At 50.0% G+C, this 18,614-nt stretch carries 16 protein-coding genes and 1 pseudogene; 9 read left to right on the forward strand and 8 right to left on the reverse strand.

The window, feature by feature from the left end:
• The first annotated feature begins 525 nt into the window (after positions 1–525).
• Together A7Z06_RS11240 and A7Z06_RS22050 are read left to right on the forward strand one after the other, a co-directional pair.
• Entirely contained in the window at positions 526–1,218 is a 693-nt protein-coding gene (locus A7Z06_RS11240; protein ID WP_001131152.1) for a FadR/GntR family transcriptional regulator, read from the forward strand.
• 19 nt (positions 1,219–1,237) lie between these two features.
• A pseudogene (locus A7Z06_RS22050) lies at positions 1,238–1,369 on the forward strand (hypothetical protein); the annotation flags it as partial.
• A gap of 82 nt (positions 1,370–1,451) precedes the next feature.
• On the opposite strand, the gene rbsR reads toward A7Z06_RS22050, so the two are convergent.
• The 7 genes from rbsR to kup form a co-directional block, all read right to left on the reverse strand.
• Positions 1,452–2,444, reverse strand: coding sequence for a ribose operon transcriptional repressor RbsR (gene rbsR, locus A7Z06_RS11250; protein ID WP_000224480.1), 993 nt, complete (start codon positions 2,442–2,444; stop codon positions 1,452–1,454).
• A 3-nt stretch (positions 2,445–2,447) separates the two neighbouring features.
• Positions 2,448–3,377, reverse strand: a complete 930-nt coding sequence (gene rbsK, locus A7Z06_RS11255; protein ID WP_024165201.1) for a ribokinase — start codon at positions 3,375–3,377, stop codon at positions 2,448–2,450.
• 125 nt (positions 3,378–3,502) lie between these two features.
• Complete coding sequence (rbsB, locus tag A7Z06_RS11260; protein ID WP_001056273.1) at positions 3,503–4,393, reverse strand: ribose ABC transporter substrate-binding protein RbsB; 891 nt, start codon at positions 4,391–4,393, stop codon at positions 3,503–3,505.
• Between the two features lie 24 nt (positions 4,394–4,417).
• Positions 4,418–5,383: a ribose ABC transporter permease gene (gene rbsC, locus A7Z06_RS11265; RefSeq protein ID WP_000211858.1), complete on the reverse strand. Its 966-nt coding sequence runs from the start codon at positions 5,381–5,383 to the stop codon at positions 4,418–4,420.
• Positions 5,384–5,387: 4 nt separating this feature from the next.
• Complete coding sequence (rbsA, locus tag A7Z06_RS11270) at positions 5,388–6,893, reverse strand: ribose ABC transporter ATP-binding protein RbsA (protein WP_000387777.1); 1,506 nt, start codon at positions 6,891–6,893, stop codon at positions 5,388–5,390.
• A gap of 7 nt (positions 6,894–6,900) precedes the next feature.
• Complete coding sequence (gene rbsD, locus A7Z06_RS11275) at positions 6,901–7,320, reverse strand: D-ribose pyranase (RefSeq protein ID WP_024165202.1); 420 nt, start codon at positions 7,318–7,320, stop codon at positions 6,901–6,903.
• Between the two features lie 164 nt (positions 7,321–7,484).
• The gene (gene kup / locus A7Z06_RS11280) at positions 7,485–9,353 is read right to left on the reverse strand and encodes a low affinity potassium transporter Kup (RefSeq protein WP_000102310.1); all 1,869 of its coding nucleotides are present in this window, start codon (positions 9,351–9,353) and stop codon (positions 7,485–7,487) included.
• Between the two features lie 222 nt (positions 9,354–9,575).
• Between kup and ravA the strand changes: the two genes are divergently transcribed.
• Together ravA and viaA are read left to right on the forward strand one after the other, a co-directional pair.
• Positions 9,576–11,072, forward strand: coding sequence for an ATPase RavA (ravA, locus tag A7Z06_RS11285; protein ID WP_010347241.1), 1,497 nt, complete (start codon positions 9,576–9,578; stop codon positions 11,070–11,072).
• Entirely contained in the window at positions 11,066–12,517 is a 1,452-nt protein-coding gene (gene viaA / locus A7Z06_RS11290) for an ATPase RavA stimulator ViaA (protein ID WP_000956600.1), read from the forward strand. Before ravA ends, viaA begins: the two co-directional genes overlap by 7 nt.
• 4 nt (positions 12,518–12,521) lie before the next feature.
• Here viaA and asnA read toward each other — a convergent pair whose 3' ends face one another.
• The gene (gene asnA / locus A7Z06_RS11295) at positions 12,522–13,514 is read right to left on the reverse strand and encodes an aspartate--ammonia ligase (protein ID WP_000845136.1); all 993 of its coding nucleotides are present in this window, start codon (positions 13,512–13,514) and stop codon (positions 12,522–12,524) included.
• Between the two features lie 151 nt (positions 13,515–13,665).
• Between asnA and asnC the strand changes: the two genes are divergently transcribed.
• The 5 genes from asnC to atpI all read left to right on the forward strand — a co-directional run bounded on the left by asnC (position 13,666) and on the right by atpI (position 18,609).
• The gene (gene asnC / locus A7Z06_RS11300) at positions 13,666–14,124 is read left to right on the forward strand and encodes a transcriptional regulator AsnC (protein ID WP_000432970.1); all 459 of its coding nucleotides are present in this window, start codon (positions 13,666–13,668) and stop codon (positions 14,122–14,124) included.
• An 89-nt stretch (positions 14,125–14,213) separates the two neighbouring features.
• Positions 14,214–14,657, forward strand: a complete 444-nt coding sequence (gene mioC / locus A7Z06_RS11305) for an FMN-binding protein MioC (protein WP_000763736.1) — start codon at positions 14,214–14,216, stop codon at positions 14,655–14,657.
• A 378-nt stretch (positions 14,658–15,035) separates the two neighbouring features.
• A complete protein-coding gene (gene mnmG, locus A7Z06_RS11310; protein ID WP_000499817.1) occupies positions 15,036–16,925 on the forward strand; it encodes a tRNA uridine-5-carboxymethylaminomethyl(34) synthesis enzyme MnmG in 1,890 nt (629 codons plus the stop codon).
• Between the two features lie 63 nt (positions 16,926–16,988).
• Positions 16,989–17,612: a 16S rRNA (guanine(527)-N(7))-methyltransferase RsmG gene (gene rsmG / locus A7Z06_RS11315; protein WP_000932852.1), complete on the forward strand. Its 624-nt coding sequence runs from the start codon at positions 16,989–16,991 to the stop codon at positions 17,610–17,612.
• Between the two features lie 616 nt (positions 17,613–18,228).
• Positions 18,229–18,609, forward strand: a complete 381-nt coding sequence (gene atpI, locus A7Z06_RS11320; RefSeq protein ID WP_000116699.1) for a F0F1 ATP synthase subunit I — start codon at positions 18,229–18,231, stop codon at positions 18,607–18,609.
• The last annotated feature ends 5 nt before the right edge of the window (positions 18,610–18,614 follow it).

Consider the following 18,614-nt stretch of genomic DNA (forward strand, 5'->3'; position numbering starts at 1 on the left):
AGGCCTGCCGCCAGCGTTCAATCTGAGCCATGATCAAACTCTTCAATTTAAAAGTTTGATGCTCAAAGAATTAAACTTCGTAATGAATTACGTGTTCACTCTTGAGACTTGGTATTCATTTATCGTCCGAGGACGTTAAGAATCCGTATCTTCGAGTGCCCACACAGATTGTCTGATAAATTGTTAAAGAGCAGTGCCGCTTCGCTTTTTCTCAGCGGCGCGGGGTGTGCATAATACGCTTTCCCGCTACAGAGTCAAGCATTTTTTGCTTTTCTCTGTTGAGATTCTCAGGAGAACCCCGCTGACCCGGCGGCGTGTTTGCCGTTGTTCCGTGTCAGTGGTGGCGCATTATAGGGAGTTATTCTGAGCTGACAAGAGGAAATTTAAAATAATTTTCCGAATGCGCGTTTTTTCATCAAAACACTTGCTGGTGTGCCATAAAACAATCAATTTGCCGTTTTTGCAACCGCAATCACACTTCCTGGTGGCATACTAAGGAGGAAAAAAAGAATAAGGAAGATGAGTATGCCATTAAGCGCACAACAGTTAGCTGCACAGAAAAACCTTTCGTATGTTCTGGCCGAGAAGCTGGCGCAACGGATCTTAAAAGGTGAATACGCACCCGGCACCATTCTGCCTGGTGAAATTGAGCTGGGTGAGCAATTTGGAGTGAGCCGTACTGCGGTACGCGAAGCGGTCAAGACGTTAACGGCAAAAGGAATGGTTTTGCCACGACCACGAATTGGTACGCGTGTCATGCCGCAATCCAACTGGAATTTTCTTGATCAAGAGTTGCTCTCCTGGTGGATGACAGAAGAGAACTTTCATCAAGTTATTGATCATTTTCTGGTTATGCGTATCTGTCTGGAGCCGCAAGCCTGCTTATTGGCAGCAACGGTGGGCACCGCAGAACAGAAGGCGCATCTCAATACACTGATGGCCGAAATGGTGTCGTTAAAAGAGCATTTCCGCCGGGAGCGTTGGATTGAGGTCGATATGGCCTGGCATGAACATATTTATGAAATGAGCGCCAATCCGTTTTTGACATCTTTCGCTTCACTATTTCATTCGGTTTATCACACTTACTTTACGTCAATAACCAGCGATACCGTGATAAAACTGGATCTACACCAGGCGATTGTCGATGCAATAATCCAAAGTGATGGCGACGCTGCATTTAAAGCTTGTCAGGCGCTGCTACGCTCCCCGGATAAGTAATATAACAAACGGATACAGTATGGCGGGTTTGCCGTGCATTGCGGCAATGGTCATCTTTATACGGACACTAAATCTCACCATCCTGAATACCACCTTATCCGCAATTGCTGCCATCATCAGTTATACGCTGACGGTGGCAATGCTTATTCCGGAGAATTATTACTGTTGCTTTCAGTAGCAATATTCATGCTTCTGAAAGCAACAGTAATAATTTGATTAAAAAAAGCGTAAATCTAAGCCGAGCCGCGCTCCATTAGTATCGGCGTAAGTTGTAGTCGTTGTTGCTGTAGATTTGGCTGTGCTATCCGGTGGATGAGTACATCAATCGCCAGCTCTCCCAGTTCATCTTTTGGTTGATGAATTGTAGTGAGCGGTGGCGTCATAAAGCTTGCCAGTTCGATATCGTCATAGCCAATCACCGCGATATCCTGCGGGACATATAACCCAGCCTGATATAGAGCCTGGTATACGCCAACTGCCATAGCGTCATTTCCAGTAAAGACTGCCTGGGGGCGCAGCGGATGCGATAACAATTGCTGCATCGCGTCAAACCCGCCGTTAAATTCAAAATCGCCAGTGACTTCATAACCATCAGGAACGTCAAGGCCAGCACGCTTCATTGCCGCCCGATAACCTTCCAGCCGCAAGCGCGCAGGCGTTTTATCCAACGGACCGGTAATACAGGCAATTCGGGTATAACCTTTGTCGATCAGATATTGCGTCGCTAAATCTCCGCCCAGCAACGAGTTATCCTGAATAAGATCGCTGTCGCCATCGAACGGCGCCCAGTCCATCATCACAGTAGGGATTGTTGGATAACGTTGCATTATTTCACGCGAAGGCTGGTGTGTTTCGGTGCACAGTAACAGCAAGCCATCAACGCGCTTTTGCATCAGCGTTTCCAGATTGCGATTCATTCGCTGCTCATCGCCTTCGGTATTACAAAGAACAAGGCTATAACCGCGTTCGAAGCAACTGCGTTCAACGCCACGCACCAGTTCGGAATAGAAAGGATTGGTACTGGCAGTAATCAACATGCCAATGGTTCGAGTCTGATTGAGCTTGAGGCTACGCGCCAGAGCTGATGGCGCGTAATTGAGTTCCTTAATCGCCGCTTCAACTTTGGCGGTAATCGCTTCGCTGACGAAGCGATCTTTATTGATGACGTGAGAAACGGTTGAGGTAGAAACGCCCGCCAGGCGGGCAACATCTTTCATTGTGGCCAAGCGTCACCTCTGCCTGTCTAAAAATGTTTCGATCTCTTCACGCCACGGTACTGACGGTTGTGCGCCTTTGCGCGTTACGGCAATCGCAGCGGCAGCATGAGCAAAACGAATCGCCTCAGGCAATGGTTTTTCTTCCAGCAACGCCGTGATTAACGCGCCGTTAAAAGTATCTCCGGCAGCAATGGTATCGACAGCCTGAACCCGGAATCCAGGAACACGCTGACCTTCGCCATTCACGCTAGCCCACACGCCACGACTTCCTAAGGTAATCAGTACGGTACGGATACCTTTCTCATGCAGTACCTGCGCAGCCTTCGCCGCATCTTCATCATTTTCAACACGAATACCGGTGAGCTTTTCTGCTTCAGTTTCGTTTGGCGTAATAATGTCCACCAGCGCCAGCAATTCATCAGGTAATTCGCGAGCCGGAGCGGGGTTAAGCGCAACGATAGTCTTATTTTGATGGGCGATTTTCGCCGCCGCCATCACACTTTCGAGTGGTGATTCCAGCTGCATTAATAATGCCGACGCGTTAGCAATACGCTCACGTTGCGCTTCCACCAGCGCCGGGGAAAGGGCAGCGTTAGCCCCGGCATGAATACCAATGACGTTCTCGCCTTCACCATTAACAAAAATCAGCGCCACGCCTGTCGATTCGCCTTTGATCACGCTGACCGGCGAAATATCAATATTATCAGTGGCGAGCTGCTGGCGAACGCTCTCACCAATACTGTCATCTCCCGTGCAGGCAATAAACGCGATATTCGCGCCGCTACGCCCTGCTGCCACAGCCTGATTCGCGCCTTTACCGCCGAATGCGACTTGATAGTGGTTACCGGTTACTGTTTCGCCTGGAGTTGGAAAAGATTGAAGATTAAGAATGTGGTCAGCATTAATGCTGCCAAGAACAACGAGGCTGCCTGCGTTTTGCATATTCGGGATGTCCATAAAATGCGCCACCGTGTTAGGGTGGCGCGTGCCCTGCTTTTCTTTATATTACACGTTCATCTGTCGATGACGTATTTATGTCACCATCAGGTCATACAACCTGATTAAAACTACTGCTTAACAACCAGTTTCAGATCAACCGGATACTTAGCCTGAACTTTCTCGCCTTTCAGCACTTTATCAGCGGTTTCGACGCCTTTAGCGCCAATCTGATCGGGTAGCTGAGCGATAGTCGCTGCTAGTTTGCCATCATTCACCGCTTTTTCGCCATCCGGTGTACCGTCAAATCCGACGACCATCACATCCGATTTACCGGCAGTTTGCAGCGCGCGCAGTGCGCCCAGCGCCATTTCATCATTCTGCGCGAACACAGCCTGCACATCCGGGTGAGCGGTCAGCAGGTTCTGCATGACGTTCAAACCTTTGGTGCGATCGAAGTCTGCCGGCTGGCTAGCGAGAACGTTAAACTTGTGAGCAGCAACGGCCTGCTGGAAGCCTTCACCACGTTCACGAGCAGCGGATGTACCGGCAATGCCTTGCAGTTCGATAACTTTTGCACCTTCGCCAGCTTTCTTCGCGATGTAATCACCCGCAATTTTGCCTCCCAGTACGTTATCAGAAGCAATGTGGCTAACCACTTCACCTTTCGTTGCCTGGCGGTCAAGAGTGATAACCGGGATGTTCGCCTGGTTAGCCATCTTCACAGCATTACCCACTGCGTCGGAGTCCGTCGGGTTAATCAGCAGAATTTTGGTGCCGCGAACGGTTAAGTCCTGCACGTTTGCCAGCTCTTTCGCCGGGTTGTTCTGGGAGTCCAGCACCACCAGGTTATAGCCAAGTTTATCCGCCTCTTTCTGCGCGCCATCTTTCAGCGATACAAAGAACGGGTTGTTAAGTGTAGAAACCACCAGCGCGATGGTGTCTTTTGCCATCGCATTCGCACTGACGGTGGCGCTTAGCGCAACAGCGGAAACCAGGGTAGCCAGTTTTTTCATGTTCATATTCAAGATGTCCTGTAGTCGTTATTACTGTTTTTTGTTGTCTACCAGCACCGCCAGCAAAATCACCACCGCTTTGACGATCATCTGGTAATAAGAGGAAACACCTAACAAATTCAACCCATTATTAAGGAAGCCAAGAATTAATGCGCCGATCAACGTCCCAACAATGCGACCTTTTCCGCCCGCCAGGCTCGTACCGCCCAGAACCACCGCAGCAATAGCATCCAGCTCATAGCCAGTCCCCGCAGTAGGTTGCGCGGAGGAGAGGCGCGCCACTTCAATGATCCCGGCCAGCGATGCCAGCAGACCACAAAGAGAATAGACGATGATTTTGATTTTATTGACGTTGATACCAGAAAGGCGCGTTGCTGCTTCGTTACCACCCAGCGCGTAGATGTAACGTCCCAGACGCGTGTGATGCAGCATGTACCAGGCCGCGAGGAAAACAATCCCCATGATCCAGACTGGCGTCGGAACACCCAGCGGACGACCAATACCAAACCAGCCGAACAGATCGGCGTTCTCAGTAAATCCGGTATTCACCGGACTACCGTTGGTGTAAACCATGGTCACGCCGCGCAGTAAAAGCATCATAACCAGCGTAGCGATGAACGCCTGGACGCGACCTTTCGCCACAATCACCCCGGTTACCGCGCCAATTGCCGCACCTAACGCGAGAGCGGCAGCGACAGCCACCAGCGCGTTGACTTCAATGCCGACGATAGATGCAGCAACTGCACCAGTCAGCGCCAACAGAGAACCGACCGACAGGTCGATGCCTGACGTCAGGATAACCAGCGTCATCCCGACCGCCATAATGGCGTTCACCGAGGTTTGCTGGAGAATATTGAATAAGTTATTGATGGTGAAAAAGTTCGGGCTTAACGTCGAGACAATCGCGATCAGCACCAGCAGAGCGATAAGCGATTTCTGTTCCATCAGCCACGCTTTCGTGAAATAACGGCGACCAGAGACAGTCTGGGTTGTCATTTTTTTACTCCTGATTCACGCGATTAAGCTTGCCCACAGCGGCAGCCATTAACACTTCCTGAGTGGCCTGCTCTCGAGTAAATTCCCCGCTGAGATGCCCTTCATGCATGACGATAATGCGATCGCTCATGCCTAATACTTCTGGCATTTCCGATGACACCAGAATGATGCTCAAACCATCGGCTTTGAACTGGTTAATCAGTTGATAGATCTCTTTTTTCGCGCCGACATCTACGCCACGGGTAGGCTCATCAAGGATCAACACTTTAGGACGCGTCATCAGGCCACGGGCAATCGCCACTTTTTGCTGATTTCCCCCGGAAAGCAGGCCTATTGCCTGTTCCATCGACGGCGTCTTGACGTTGAACAGACGGATAAAATCACTGACCGCCTGCTGCTCATCCGCATGTTTCAGGCTACCACCTGTGCGACTGAAGTAGCGTAGCGCGGTCAGTGACATGTTCTCTTTTACTGACATGCCCAACACTAAACCGTCGCGTTTACGGTCTTCAGAGATATACACAATGCCGTTTGCCAGGCCATCCTGCGGCGAACGGGTAACGACCTCATGCCCATCCAGGGTGACGTAACCGCTGGTGCGCGGCAGGGCGCCATAGAGCACTTTCATCAGTTCGGTACGACCTGCGCCCATCAAACCAGAGACGCCAAGAATTTCGCCTTTGCGTAAAGTAAAAGAGACATCGTTAACGCCGGGTCCGCAGAGATTATCGACTTTCAGTAAGACGTCCCCCGGCGCTTTGTCCAGGTGTGGATACTGATCTTCCAGCTTACGTCCCACCATCATCTCAATCAGCGAATCTTCAGTCAGTGACGCTACTTCGCGCTCGGCAATAAATTGCCCGTCACGAAAAACGGTAACGTCATCGCAAATCTCGAAGATTTCTTTCATACGGTGGGAAATATAGACAATGCCGCGCCCCTGCGATTTCAGTTCGCGGATAACGCGGAACAGGGATTCTGTTTCGGTATCGGTCAGCGCATCGGTCGGTTCATCCATAATGATGACTTTCGACTCAAAGCTCAGCACTTTGGCAATTTCCACCATCTGCTGGTCGCCAATAGAAAGATCGCCCACCAGCTTGTCGCTTTTAAACCGCAGGTTAAGTTTGGCTAAGAGTTTATCCGCTTCGGCATACATGGTTTTCCAGTCAATTTTGCCAAAGCGATTTACAAACTCACGACCGAGGAAAATGTTTTCTGCAATGGTCAACTGCGGGATCAGGTTCAGTTCCTGGTGGATAATCCCAATCCCGGCTTCCTGGGAGGATTTCGGCCCGGTAAAAGTAGTCTCTTTACCCAACCATAAAAGCGTACCTGCATCACGGGTATAGATACCGGTCAGCACTTTCATCATGGTGGATTTACCCGCACCATTTTCGCCTACCAGCGCCATCACACGACCTGGATAGACATTTAACGCGGCTCCCGAGAGAGCTTTTACGCCCGGAAACGCTTTATCGATACCTTTAAGCTGTAGTAATGCTTCCATGGCGGCCTCAGAACGTCACGCCAGCACAGAGAATGATATTCGCATACGGAGAACATTCTCCGCTGCGAATTACCGCCTGACTTTCTGCGGTTTGTTGTTTGAATTGTTCATGCGTGGTGTAACGAATTTCAATAGTGTTTCCCTGGTGTTTTTGCAGCTGCTCAAGGTGAGTGAGCAACGTTTCGTGGAGTTGCGGATTATGTTGTTTGATCTCTTCCGCGATAATGGCTGCCTCGACCTGCATTTCACTTGTGACGACGCCCAGCACCTGCATAAAAGAAGGTACACCCTGGGTTAATGCCATATCGATACGCGTTGTACTTTTGGGGATGGGTAAACCAGCATCACACACCACCAGCGTATCGGTATGTCCCAGACGGGAGATCACCGATGAAATATCAGAATTAAGAACGGTGCCTTTTTTCATTTTTTTCTCCATCAGCGAAACGTTTCGCTGACCCGCAGTTTAATCCTGACTGATTAAGGAAAACCATCACGACGTTACTGAAATGTGATCAACATCGAAACGTTTTACATCGTGAGTAACCATGAAAAAAAACGCCCCCTTATGGAGAAAGGAGGCGTCTGGCGTTAGATTTCGACCTGAGTACCCAATTCGATAACCCGGTTTGGTGGGATTTCAAACTGATCCGGCGCGCGCAGCGCATTACGTTGCAACAGCAAGTACAGCTTGCCGCGCAGACGCAAATACCACGGGCGTTTGCCAAGGATCAGTGATTCATGCGACATAAAGAAGGAGGTTTCCATCATCCGGCAACTTAATCCTTCCAGACCGCAGCGGTGGAAAACTTCTTCCACGTTTGGCGTTTCTCGCCAACCATAACTTGCCACCACCCGCCAGAACGTGGGCGACAATTGTTCAATCTGTACCCGACGGACGTTATGGACATATGGCGCGTCTTCAGTACGCAGAGTTAACAGAATAACCCGCTCATGCAACACCTTGTTATGTTTAAGGTTATGCATCAGCGCAAAGGGAATGACATTAATTGCACGCGACATATACACAGCGGTTCCGGGAACGCGAACAGGCGGTGATTTCTCCAGTGAAGCAATCATTGCTTCCAGAGAGTTACCATGTTCGTGCATCCGACGCAGCAGGCGGAAACGCTCGCTCTTCCAGGTCGTCATCACGATAAACATCACCGTGCCGAGGCTCAGAGGCAACCAGCCGCCGGAAAGCAGTTTATCGAGGTTAGCGGTAAACAGAGGGATATCGACACAAAGGAAAGCAATCAAAATCAGCGCAACAAAATACTTATTCCAGTGCCAGTTCTGACGCGCCACGGTGGTTGAAAGAATAGACGTCAGCACCATCGTTCCGGTCACCGCAATTCCATACGCCGCCGCCAGGTTGCTGGAGTGCTCAAAGCTGACAATGACAATCACGACTGCGACATAGAGCATCCAGTTCACAAACGGAATGTAGATTTGCCCTGACTCCATTTCAGAGGTGTGAATAATGCGCATCGGCGACAAGTATCCCAGACGTACCGCCTGACGCGTCAATGAGAAAACACCAGAAATAACCGCCTGCGAGGCAATCACCGTTGCCAGTGCGGCGATGATCAGTAGCGGGATCAGCGCCCAGTCCGGAGCCAACAGGAAGAACGGGTTCTTAATCGCTTCCGGGTGTTTTAACAGCAGCGCCCCCTGCCCAAAGTAGTTAAGGGTCAAAGACGGCAATACGACGGTGAACCACGCCAGGCGAATAGGGAACTTACCAAAGTGCCCCATATCGGCATACAGCGCCTCGACACCGGTAATCGACAGCACCACCGCGCCTAACGCAATAAAGGAAACGGTTTTATATTCAAGGAAGAAATGCACCGCCCACATTGGATTTAAAGCATGTAACACTTCAGGGTTGGCAATAATGCTACGTAACCCCAGCCCCGCCAGAATCAAAAACCAGGTCAGCATAATCGGCGCAAACAACTTACCGACCATGGCAGTGCCATGCTTTTGAATCATAAACAGTAAAGTGAGAACGATGATTGAGAGGGGAACTATCCAGGTATCCAGCTGAGGGGCGACGATTTCCAGACCTTCAATGGCTGACATCACCGAAATAGCGGGTGTTATGACAACTTCACCATAGAAGAAACTGCCGCCGATTAGCCCCATAATCACCAGCATTGATGTCGTTCGCGCCGACGTATTACGCCCGGCAAGCGACATCAATGTCAGTATGCCCCCTTCCCCGGCGTTATCTGCCCGCATCACGAAGGTGAGATATTTAATGGAAACCACAAAGATTAGCAGCCAGAAGATCAGCGATAAAAAGCCAAACACAGCATCGCGTTCAACGCCAAAACCAAACTGGCCGGACAAACATTCACGAAGTGTATATAACGGGCTGGTACCAATATCGCCGTAGACAACTCCAATCGCCGCGAGGGTAATCGCGGGCAACGATTGCTTATTATCAGTGCTCATAGACTAGTCTTTCGTTGAAATATGAAATGTGTGCGTAGTCCCTTGGCCCACAAAAAAGCGCACAGTATGCACGATTAACGGCAAAATCGTACTCCTAAATGCGGCCACATTAACCTGGCTCAAAGAAAAATAGCCCTCCTTTGAGACTATTTTTGCCACCAGCAAGAAACGTCTATACTCGCAGTTTACGCAGAACTTTTGACGAAAGGACGCCACTTCATTATGGCTCACCCTCATTTATTAGCGGAAAGAATTTCCCGTCTAAGCAGTTCGCTTGAAAAAGGGCTTTATGAACGTAGCCACGCCATCCGCCTGTGTTTGTTAGCGGCATTAAGTGGTGAAAGCGTATTCCTGCTTGGCCCACCAGGTATTGCTAAAAGTTTAATCGCCCGGCGCTTAAAATTCGCCTTCCAGAATGCGCGCGCGTTTGAATATCTGATGACCCGCTTCTCCACACCGGAAGAAGTTTTTGGCCCCCTTTCTATTCAGGCGTTAAAAGATGAAGGCCGCTATGAGCGTTTAACCAGCGGCTACCTGCCGGAAGCAGAAATCGTCTTTCTTGATGAGATCTGGAAAGCCGGGCCAGCGATTCTTAATACCCTACTAACCGCTATTAATGAACGCCACTTCCGCAACGGCGCACATGTTGAAAAAATCCCTATGCGCCTGCTGGTGGCGGCCTCCAACGAACTGCCAGAAGCAGACAGCAGCCTGGAAGCGTTATATGACCGTATGCTGATTCGTCTGTGGTTAGATAAAGTGCAGGATAAAACGAATTTTCGCTCCATGCTGACCAGCCAACAGGATGAAAACGACAATCCCGTTCCACCATCCTTACAGGTCACGGATGAAGAATACGAACGCTGGCAGAAAGAGATTGGTGAAATTACGCTGCCCGATCATGTATTTGAGCTGATTTTTATGCTGCGCCAGCAACTGGATAAATTACCGGATGCGCCTTATATCTCCGACCGTCGCTGGAAAAAAGCGATCCGCTTATTGCAGGCCAGCGCCTTTTTTAGCGGTCGCAGCGTGGTTGTCCCGATTGATCTCATCTTGCTGAAAGATTGCCTGTGGTACGACGCCCAAAGTCTGAATTTAATTCAACAACAAATTGACGTATTGATGACCAGTCATGCGTGGCAGCAACAGGAAATGCTGACGCGACTGAGTGCAATTGTGCAGCGTCGCCTGCAACTCCAGCAGCAACAAAGCGATAAAACGGCCTTTACGGTGATTCGTCAGGGTGGCATGTTCAGCCGTCGCCCACAGTATCAACTTCCTGCCGACGTTGCTGCTTCCACGCTGACCCTGTTGCTGCAAAAACCATTAAAATTGCATGATATGGAAGTTGTTCATATCGCTTTTGAGCGTAGCGCACTGGAACAGTGGCTGAGTAAAGGTGGTGAAATTCGCGGCAAACTGAACGGTATCGGCTTTGCCCAGAAACTGAATCTGGAAGTTGATAGCGCCCAACATCTGGTTGTACGCGATGTGAGTTTACAAGGCAGTACGCTGGCGCTTCCCGGTTCATCGGCTGAAGGTCTGCCTGGTGAAATAAAACAACAACTGGAAGAGCTTGAAAGCGACTGGCGCAAGCAACACGCCTTATTCAGCGAACAGCAAAAATGTCTGTTTATCCATAGCGACTGGTTAGGTCGCATTGAAGCCAGCCTACAGGATGTCGGCACCCAGATTCGCCAGGCGCAACAATGCTAACACTGGATACGCTCAATGTGATGCTGGCCGTCAGCGAAGAGGGATTGATCGAAGAGATGATCATCGCTCTGTTGGCCTCACCGCAGTTGGCGGTCTTCTTTGAAAAATTCCCACGACTGAAGGCGGCAATCACTGATGATATTCCCCGCTGGCGTGAGGCGCTGCGCAGTCGGCTGAAAGATGCCAGAGTTCCGCAGGAACTCACGGAAGAAGTCATGTGCTATCAGCAAAGCCAACTTCTTTCCACACCTCAATTTATTATGCAGCTACCGCAGATACTGGACTTACTGCATCGACTGAATTCCCCGTGGGCCGAACAAGCCCAGCAGTTGGTTGATGCCAACGGCACGATCACTCCAGCATTACACACGCTTTTTCTCCAGCGTTGGCGCTTAAGTCTGATAGTGCAAGCGACGACGTTAAATCAACAGTTATTAGAAGAAGAACGCGAACAACTGTTGAGTGAAGTTCAGGAACGCATGACGCTAAGTGGGCAGCTTGAACCGATTCTGGCAGAAAACAACACCGCAGCCGGTCGTCTGTGGGATATGAGCGCCGGTCAGCTTAAACGTGGCGACTATCAGTTAATTGTAAAATACGGTGAATTTCTTAACGAACAGCCGGAACTGAAGCGCCTGGCGGAACAGCTCGGGCGTTCGCGGGAAGCCAAATCGATACCACGCAACGATGCGCAGATGGAAACCTTCCGCACTATGGTGCGCGAACCGGCGACCGTTCCTGAGCAGGTTGATGGTCTGCAACAAAGCGATGATATTTTACGCCTTCTGCCGCCGGAACTGGCTACGCTTGGGATAACTGAACTGGAGTATGAGTTTTACCGTCGGCTGGTGGAAAAGCAGTTGCTTACCTATCGTCTGCACGGTGAATCGTGGCGTGAAAAAGTGATCGAACGCCCGGTGGTACATAAAGATTACGACGAACAGCCGCGCGGGCCGTTTATTGTCTGCGTGGATACTTCCGGCTCAATGGGCGGCTTTAATGAACAGTGTGCGAAAGCATTCTGCCTGGCATTGATGCGCATTGCCCTCGCTGAAAACCGGCGCTGCTTTATTATGTTATTTTCCACCGAGATTGTCCGTTATGAGCTTTCAGGCTCACAAGGCATCGAACAAGCGATTCGCTTTTTAAGCCAGCAGTTTCGTGGCGGCACCGATCTTGCCAGCTGTTTTCGCGCCATTATGGAACGCTTGCAAAGCCGGGAATGGTTTGACGCCGATGCGGTGGTGATTTCTGATTTTATCGCCCAGCGGTTGCCTGATGACGTGACGAGTAAAGTGAAAGAGTTGCAGCGGGTACATCAGCATCGCTTTCATGCCGTGGCGATGTCGGCACACGGCAAACCCGGCATCATGCGCATTTTCGATCATATCTGGCGTTTTGATACCGGGATGCGAAGCCGCCTGCTCAGACGCTGGCGGCGATAAATTATTACAGCAGAGAAGGGACGCTCTCACGAACTGCCGCAGGCCAAACGCCACACTGAACCTGGCCGATATGCGGCAGTTGCAGCAGTAGCATGGTCAAACGAGACTGGCCGATACCGCCGCCGATAGTCTGCGGCATTTCACCGCGCAGCAGCGCCTGATGCCACTCTAGTTGCAGACGATCTTCATCACCAGTTAGCGCCAGTTGGTGCTTCAGCGTGTCAGCATCTACGCGAATCCCCATTGAAGAAAGTTCAAACGCATCTTCCAGCACCGGGTTCCACACCAGAATATCGCCGTTCAGACCCGCATGGCCCAGTTCTGACGGGGTGCTCCAGTCATCATAATCCGGTGCGCGCACGTCGTGACGATGACCATCACTCAACTTGCCGCCAATCCCGACAAGGAATACCGCGCCAAGATCTTTCGCAATCGCCCGCTCACGCCCTTTGGCATCGAGATCCGGATAACGAGACAGTAATTCCTGGCTGTGTACGAAGTGGATCTGATCCGGCAGGAACGGTGCCAGGCCAAACTCTTCGCTAACCGCAGCTTCGGTTGCTTTAATTCCCGCCCAGATCGCCTCTACGGTACTTTTCAGAGTCGAGAATTGACGCTCGCCGTCGCCCATTACGCGTTCCCAGTCCCACTGGTCTACATAGACCGAGTGCAACGGAGAAAGACGGTCTTCATCGGGGCGAAGGGCTTTCATGTGCGTGTACAGCCCTTCGCCCACGCTGAAGTCGTGTTGCCCTAACGTCTGACGTTTCCACTTCGCCAGTGAATGAACCACTTCGAACTGGGCATCAGGCAGAGCTTTCACTTTTACCTGTACCGCTTTTTCACAGCCCGACAAGTTATCCTGCGTGCCATCCCCCACACGACTAAGGATTGGCGCCTGGACTTCAATCAGCCCTAAGCGTTCTTCCAGTTGACGAGAAAAGTGAGATTTCACGAAGCTAATTTGACGTTGTTTGGCAATGTAAGCGGTTTTCATTTTTTATACTCCTGCGTCCTGTTGCGTATGATTAAGCAACAAAAACCAGTACACATGCAATAATCATTCAATAAAAAGCCTTACTCACTTTTGATTCATTAAAAAAGAAGACTAAAATAGAATGAATCATCAATATGAATAAGAAAATCCTATGGAAAATTATCTGATCGACAATCTGGACCGTGGCATCCTGGAAGCATTAATGGGCAATGCGCGCACCGCTTACGCTGAACTGGCGAAACAATTTGGCGTCAGCCCGGGGACGATTCACGTTCGTGTAGAGAAAATGAAGCAGGCGGGGATCATTACCGGTGCGCGTATCGACGTCAGCCCGAAGCAGCTTGGTTATGACGTAGGCTGCTTTATCGGCATTATATTAAAGAGCGCCAAAGACTACCCTTCCGCGCTGGCAAAGCTGGAAAGCCTTGATGAAGTTACTGAAGCCTATTACACAACCGGCCACTACAGCATCTTTATAAAAGTGATGTGCCGTTCGATCGATGCTCTCCAGCATGTACTTATCAACAAGATCCAAACAATTGATGAAATTCAGTCCACCGAAACACTGATCGTCCTGCAAAACCCGATCATGCGTACCATCAAGCCATGATCAGCTTTTTTAATCCCATACTTTTCCACAGGTAGATCCCAGCGCGTTCACAGCGTACAATACGCCACTCTTAATAAAGGTGGCGGTTTATGGCAGATATCACTCTTATCAGCGGCAGCACCCTGGGCGGTGCCGAATATGTAGCAGAACACCTGGCAGAAAAGCTGGAAGAGGCGGGTTTTACCACCGAAACGCTGCATGGTCCGTTGTTAGAAGATTTATCTGCCTCCGGGATCTGGCTGGTTATCAGTTCTACCCACGGCGCCGGAGACATTCCGGACAACCTTTCTCCTTTCTATGAAGCGTTGCTGGAACAAAAACCCGATCTTTCTGCGGTACGCTTTGGCGCAATCGGTATTGGCAGTCGTGAATACGACACTTTTTGTGGTGCGATCGATAAACTCGAGGCAGAACTCAAAAATTCCGGTGCGAAACAGATGGGCGAAACACTGAAGATCAACATCCTTGATCACGACATTCCGGAAGATCCGGCAGAAGAATGGCTGGGATCGTGGATTAATTTACTCAAATAAGTATACAGATCGTGCGATCTACTGTGGATAACTCTGTCAGGAAGCTTGGATCAACTGGTAGTTATCCAAAGAACAACTGTTGTTCAGTTTTTGAGTTGTGCATAACCCCTCATTCTGATCCCAGCTTATACGGTCCAGGATCACCGATCATTCACAGTTAATGATCCTTTCCAGGTTGTTGATCTTAAAAGTCGGATCCTTGTTATCCACAGGGCAGAGCGATCCTAATAAGAGATCACAATAGAACAGATCTCTAAATAAAAAGATCTTCTTTTTAATACCCAGGATCCCAGGTCTTTCTCAAGCAGGCAAAGTTGAGTAGAATCCACGGCCCGGGCTTCAATCCATTTTCATACCGCGTTATGCGAGGCAATCACCATGTTTTATCCGGATCCTTTTGACGTCATCATCATTGGCGGGGGTCATGCAGGCACCGAGGCCGCGATGGCTGCGGCGCGTATGGGTCAACAGACTCTGCTTTTGACACACAATATCGACACTCTGGGACAGATGAGCTGCAACCCGGCAATCGGCGGTATTGGGAAGGGACATCTGGTAAAAGAAGTGGATGCACTCGGCGGTCTGATGGCAAAAGCGATCGACCAGGCGGGTATCCAGTTTAGGATACTAAACGCCAGCAAAGGATCGGCGGTTCGTGCAACCCGAGCACAGGCGGATCGTGTGCTGTACCGTCAGGCGGTACGCACTGCACTTGAGAATCAACCAAACCTGATGATCTTCCAGCAGGCGGTTGAGGATCTTATTGTCGAAAATGATCGCGTGGTCGGTGCTGTCACCCAAATGGGGTTGAAATTCCGTGCTAAGGCTGTCGTGCTCACTGTAGGCACTTTCCTTGACGGCAAGATTCATATCGGTCTGGATAATTACAGCGGTGGTCGTGCTGGAGATCCGCCTTCCATTCCGCTTTCTCGCCGTTTGCGCGAACTTCCACTGCGCGTTGGTCGTCTGAAAACAGGGACGCCGCCGCGTATTGACGCCCGCACCATCAATTTCAGTGTGCTGGCGCAACAGCATGGCGATAACCCAATGCCGGTGTTCTCGTTTATGGGCAACGCAGCGCAGCATCCACAGCAGGTGCCGTGCTATATCACCCATACCAACGAGAAAACTCATGACGTGATCCGCAGTAACCTCGATCGTAGTCCAATGTATGCCGGAGTGATTGAAGGTGTTGGCCCACGCTACTGTCCGTCGATCGAAGACAAAGTCATGCGCTTCGCCGACAGAAATCAGCATCAGATCTTCCTTGAACCGGAAGGGCTGACGTCTAACGAAATTTATCCGAACGGCATCTCCACCAGCCTGCCGTTCGATGTGCAGATGCAAATCGTCCGCTCCATGCAGGGGATGGAAAATGCGAAGATCGTGCGTCCAGGTTATGCCATTGAGTATGACTTCTTCGATCCTCGCGACCTGAAACCGACGCTGGAGAGCAAGTTTATCCAGGGGTTGTTCTTTGCTGGTCAGATTAACGGCACTACCGGTTACGAAGAAGCTGCAGCGCAAGGTTTGCTGGCCGGTCTTAACGCCGCTCGACTGTCTGCCGACAAAGAAGGCTGGGCGCCTGCACGTTCCCAGGCTTACCTTGGCGTACTGGTCGATGACCTGTGCACTTTAGGAACCAAAGAACCGTACCGTATGTTTACCTCACGCGCAGAATATCGACTGATGCTGCGTGAAGATAACGCAGACCTGCGTCTGACTGAAATTGGTCGTGAGCTGGGGCTGGTTGATGATGAACGTTGGGCGCGCTTTAACGAGAAGCTTGAGAACATCGAGCGTGAGCGCCAGCGTCTGAAATCGACCTGGGTAACGCCGTCAGCGGACGTTGCAGCCGAAGTGAATGCTCACCTGACTGCGCCGCTTTCCCGTGAAGCCAGTGGTGAAGATCTGCTGCGTCGTCCGGAAATGACTTATGAAAAATTAACCACGCTGACGCCGTTTGCCCCTGCGTTGACAGACGAACAGGCGGCGGAACAGGTTGAGATTCAGGTTAAATACGAAGGTTATATTGCGCGCCAGCAAGATGAGATCGAAAAGCAGCTGCGTAACGAGAATACCTTGCTGCCTGCGACGCTGGATTACCGCCAGGTATCCGGTCTTTCTAACGAAGTGATCGCCAAACTCAACGATCACAAACCGGCCTCTATCGGTCAGGCTTCGCGTATTTCTGGCGTCACGCCTGCGGCTATCTCCATTCTGCTGGTATGGCTGAAAAAACAAGGTATGCTGCGTCGTAGCGCATAACGCATTAAAAATGCCTGGTAAGCACCTGCTTACCAGGCAACGCATCAAGAACAGGTAATCACCGTGCTCAACAAACTCTCCTCACTGCTGAAAGACGCAGGAATTTCGCTTACCGATCACCAGAAAAATCAGCTTATTGCCTACGTAAATATGCTGCACAAATGGAACAAGGCGTACAACCTGACTTCGGTGCGCGATCCTAATGAGATGCTGGTACGCCATATTCTGGACAGCATTGTCGTCGCACCTTATCTGCAAGGTGAACGTTTTATTGATGTCGGCACCGGCCCGGGTCTGCCCGGCATTCCTCTATCTATCGTACGCCCTGACGCCCACTTCACACTACTGGATAGCCTCGGTAAACGCGTGCGTTTCCTGCGCCAGGTTCAACATGAATTGAAACTTGAGAACATTGAGCCGGTACAGAGTAGGGTAGAGGAGTTTCCGTCAGAGCCACCGTTTGATGGTGTAATTAGCCGTGCTTTTGCCTCTCTGAACGATATGGTGAGCTGGTGTCATCATCTTCCTGGCGAGCAAGGCCGTTTCTATGCGCTGAAAGGACAAATGCCGGAAGATGAAATAGCCCTATTGCCCGCAGAATATCAGGTTGAATCAGTGGTTAAACTTCAGGTTCCTGCTCTGGATGGCGAACGCCATTTGGTTGTGATTAAAGCAAATAAAATTTAATTTTTATCAAAAAAATCATAAAAAATTTATCGGTTTGACTGTTAACAACGACCAGGTTTTTTACTGATATAACTGGTTACATTTAACGCCACGTTTACCATTTCGCATCAATGAACTAACGTGGCTTTTTTGGGTAAGCAGAAAATAAGTCATCGGTGAAAATATCAGTCTGCTAAAAATCGGCGCTAAGAACCATAATTTGCTGTTAAAATTTTATTAAGAATGTCAATGTCTGGTTTTTGTTATGTAAATGCTATTTATGAAAACAGTATCTGTTTTTAGACTGAAATATCAGAAACTTGCAATGGCATCATTTGCCAAGTAAATAAATATGCTGTGCGCGAACATGCTCGATCTGTGATCTGAAGCACGCTTTACCACCAGTGTTTACGCGTTATTTACAGTTTTTCATGATCTGGCATGGTTAGCAGAAAAGTCGCAATTGTATGCACTGGAAAAATATTTAAACATTTATTCACCTTTTGGCTACTTATTGTTTGAAATCACGGGGGCGCACCGTATAATTTGACCGCTTTTTGATGCTTGACTCTAAGCCTTAAAGAAAGTTTTATACGACACGCGGCATACCTCGAAGGGAGCAGGAGTGAAAAACGTGATGTCTGTGTCGCTCGTGAGTCGAAACGTTGCTCGGAAGCTTCTGCTCGTTCAGTTACTGGTGGTGATAGCAAGTGGATTGCTGTTCAGCCTCAAAGACCCCTTCTGGGGCGTCTCTGCATTAAGCGGAGGCCTGGCAGTCTTTCTGCCTAACGTTTTGTTTATGATATTTGCCTGGCGTCACCAGGCGCATACACCAGCGAAAGGCCGGGTGGCCTGGACATTCGCATTTGGCGAAGCTTTCAAAGTTCTGGCGATGTTGGTGTTACTGGTGGTGGCGTTGGCGGTTTTAAAGGCGGTATTCTTGCCGCTGATCGTTACGTGGGTTTTGGTGCTGGTGGTTCAGATACTGGCACCGGCTGTAATTAACAACAAAGGGTAAAAGGC

This window comes from Escherichia sp. MOD1-EC6819 (assembly GCF_002965765.1).
Classification (GTDB): domain Bacteria; phylum Pseudomonadota; class Gammaproteobacteria; order Enterobacterales; family Enterobacteriaceae; genus Escherichia; species Escherichia ruysiae.

What these genes read in the sequence shown, in the direction of transcription:
- rbsD (WP_024165202.1), bottom strand. Translation starts at nt 7,320, where the DNA reads ATGAAAAAAGGCACCGTTCTTAATTCTGATATTTCATCGGTGATCTCC.
- mnmG (WP_000499817.1), top strand. Translation starts at nt 15,036, where the DNA reads ATGTTTTATCCGGATCCTTTTGACGTCATCATCATTGGCGGGGGTCAT.
- rbsC (WP_000211858.1), bottom strand. Translation starts at nt 5,383, where the DNA reads ATGACAACCCAGACTGTCTCTGGTCGCCGTTATTTCACGAAAGCGTGG.
- viaA (WP_000956600.1), top strand. Translation starts at nt 11,066, where the DNA reads ATGCTAACACTGGATACGCTCAATGTGATGCTGGCCGTCAGCGAAGAG.
- asnA (WP_000845136.1), bottom strand. Translation starts at nt 13,514, where the DNA reads ATGAAAACCGCTTACATTGCCAAACAACGTCAAATTAGCTTCGTGAAA.
- mioC (WP_000763736.1), top strand. Translation starts at nt 14,214, where the DNA reads ATGGCAGATATCACTCTTATCAGCGGCAGCACCCTGGGCGGTGCCGAA.
- atpI (WP_000116699.1), top strand. Translation starts at nt 18,229, where the DNA reads ATGTCTGTGTCGCTCGTGAGTCGAAACGTTGCTCGGAAGCTTCTGCTC.
- rbsA (WP_000387777.1), bottom strand. Translation starts at nt 6,893, where the DNA reads ATGGAAGCATTACTACAGCTTAAAGGTATCGATAAAGCGTTTCCGGGC.
- ravA (WP_010347241.1), top strand. Translation starts at nt 9,576, where the DNA reads ATGGCTCACCCTCATTTATTAGCGGAAAGAATTTCCCGTCTAAGCAGT.
- A7Z06_RS11240 (WP_001131152.1), top strand. Translation starts at nt 526, where the DNA reads ATGCCATTAAGCGCACAACAGTTAGCTGCACAGAAAAACCTTTCGTAT.
- kup (WP_000102310.1), bottom strand. Translation starts at nt 9,353, where the DNA reads ATGAGCACTGATAATAAGCAATCGTTGCCCGCGATTACCCTCGCGGCG.
- rbsK (WP_024165201.1), bottom strand. Translation starts at nt 3,377, where the DNA reads ATGCAAAACGCAGGCAGCCTCGTTGTTCTTGGCAGCATTAATGCTGAC.
- asnC (WP_000432970.1), top strand. Translation starts at nt 13,666, where the DNA reads ATGGAAAATTATCTGATCGACAATCTGGACCGTGGCATCCTGGAAGCA.
- rbsB (WP_001056273.1), bottom strand. Translation starts at nt 4,393, where the DNA reads ATGAACATGAAAAAACTGGCTACCCTGGTTTCCGCTGTTGCGCTAAGC.